A 1,436-nucleotide genomic window follows, 5' to 3' on the forward strand; every position below is an offset into this window, starting at 1 on the left:
CCACCAGCCGGAGTTCGGCGCCCGCCCGCTGCGCCGCACCATCCAGGCCGAACTCGACAACCGCATCGCCTCCCTGCTGCTGGCCGACGAGGCCGACCCCGGCGACACGATCGTCACCGGCGTCGTCAACGACGCGCTGGTGTGCCGGGTGCAGCGCCCGGCGGCGGTCCAGGGCGCCGCGGCGGCGGCCCCGTGAGGGGCCGGCCGCCGCGCGGCCGGTGCGGTCAGACCAGGACGTTCTTGTAGAAGAGGTTGGAGCGGCGGTCGCCCGCGACACCCGAGGCGAAGCCGAGGAACAGGCGGACCTCGCCGGCGGCCGTCTGGTAGATCGCCAGCCCCTCCGGCTCGCGGAAGTCCAGGGTCGACCCGGCCTTCGTCAGGACCGGGCCCTGCACGATGGCGCCGGTGTTCATGTCGATGCTGGTGACCTCGGAGTTGACGATCCAGTTGCCGTTCGCGTCCTTGCCGGTGACGTCGTAGCTGTCGCCGGTCAGGACGTACAGGTACTGGCCGTAGGCCGTGTAGCCCTGGAAAGTGGACGACAGGGTGGGCAGCGTGGGCTGCTTGAAGTCGGCGAGCGGGCTGGAGAAGTCGCCGCTCGTGGCGGCGGCGAGGTCGTAGACGGCTATGTGCTTGCCGTCGGTGAGCTGGTAACGGACGATCAGGCGGTTGTTCACCGGGTCGATGGAGCAGGTGTGCTGCGTGGCCGCGGTGACGGGCGTGAACTTGGTCAGCGCGGAGGACGTGTTCGACAGGGTCGTGCCGCTGGTGAACTTGAACCGGGCGAGCCGCTGGCCGTAGCCGCCCGAGGAGTCCACCTCGGTCCACAGATAGGTGGAACTGCCCACGCCCTGCGCGCCGAAGGCGACACCGTGCCCGAACCCGGTCAGATGCATGTAACCGACGTAGTTGCCCGCGAAGTCGAGCTGGGTGATGCACAGGTCACCGGCCGTGTCCGAGGTCCCGTCGCGGCGCTGCGCCACGAACAGACGCCGGTTGACGTTGTCGAAGGCGAAGCCCTGCTGCACCGTCACGTCGTGCAGCGACTGGCCGCGGTACAGGTCGTAGGACGGCTGGGTGAGGTCGAAGCGCTGCGAGGCGGGCACGGCCGCGGACGCGGGGGAGGCGGTCGCGCCCAGTCCGAGCGCGGCGAGCCCCAGGCCGGAACCCGCGCGCAGGAGGGAGCGTCGGCTCAGGTCGGCGGTGCGGTACATGTGTCTCCTTGAGATGAGGGCATGCCAAGGCGGTGAACCCTAGGGCACGTTACCGCGCTGGTGCACCTGGCCCCCCAGTGACGTTTCTCCGGTGAACCGGTCCGAGCAGATCGCCGCACCCGGGGCGACCCCGCTGATCGGCGTGTACGACATGTACTCCGCCTCGATCGCCGCCCGGCACTACGACGGGATGTTCGTCTCCGGGTTCGGCTTCGCCGCGTC

The 1,436-nt window shown here is 70.1% G+C and carries 2 protein-coding genes and 1 pseudogene; 2 read left to right on the plus strand and 1 reads right to left on the minus strand.

Annotated elements, in window-relative coordinates; genetic code table 11:
* Positions 1 to 196, plus strand: a 196-nt coding sequence (locus tag ACF1GV_RS42560) for a hypothetical protein (RefSeq protein WP_391692538.1), incomplete at its 5' end; no start/stop codon positions are given.
* Positions 197 to 224: 28 nt separating this feature from the next.
* Here ACF1GV_RS42560 and ACF1GV_RS42565 read toward each other — a convergent pair.
* Positions 225 to 1,214, minus strand: a complete 990-nt coding sequence (locus ACF1GV_RS42565) for a teichoic acid biosynthesis protein C (protein WP_391692540.1) — start codon at positions 1,212 to 1,214, stop codon at positions 225 to 227.
* A gap of 91 nt (positions 1,215 to 1,305) precedes the next feature.
* Here ACF1GV_RS42565 and ACF1GV_RS42570 point away from each other — a divergent pair.
* Positions 1,306 to 1,436: pseudogene (locus ACF1GV_RS42570) on the plus strand (carboxyvinyl-carboxyphosphonate phosphorylmutase); the annotation flags it as partial.

The organism is Streptomyces sp. NPDC014006, assembly GCF_043088925.1.
Taxonomy (GTDB): Bacteria; Actinomycetota; Actinomycetes; order Streptomycetales; family Streptomycetaceae; genus Streptomyces.

What these genes read in the sequence shown, in the direction of transcription:
- ACF1GV_RS42565 (WP_391692540.1), bottom strand. Translation starts at nt 1,214, where the DNA reads ATGTACCGCACCGCCGACCTGAGCCGACGCTCCCTCCTGCGCGCGGGT.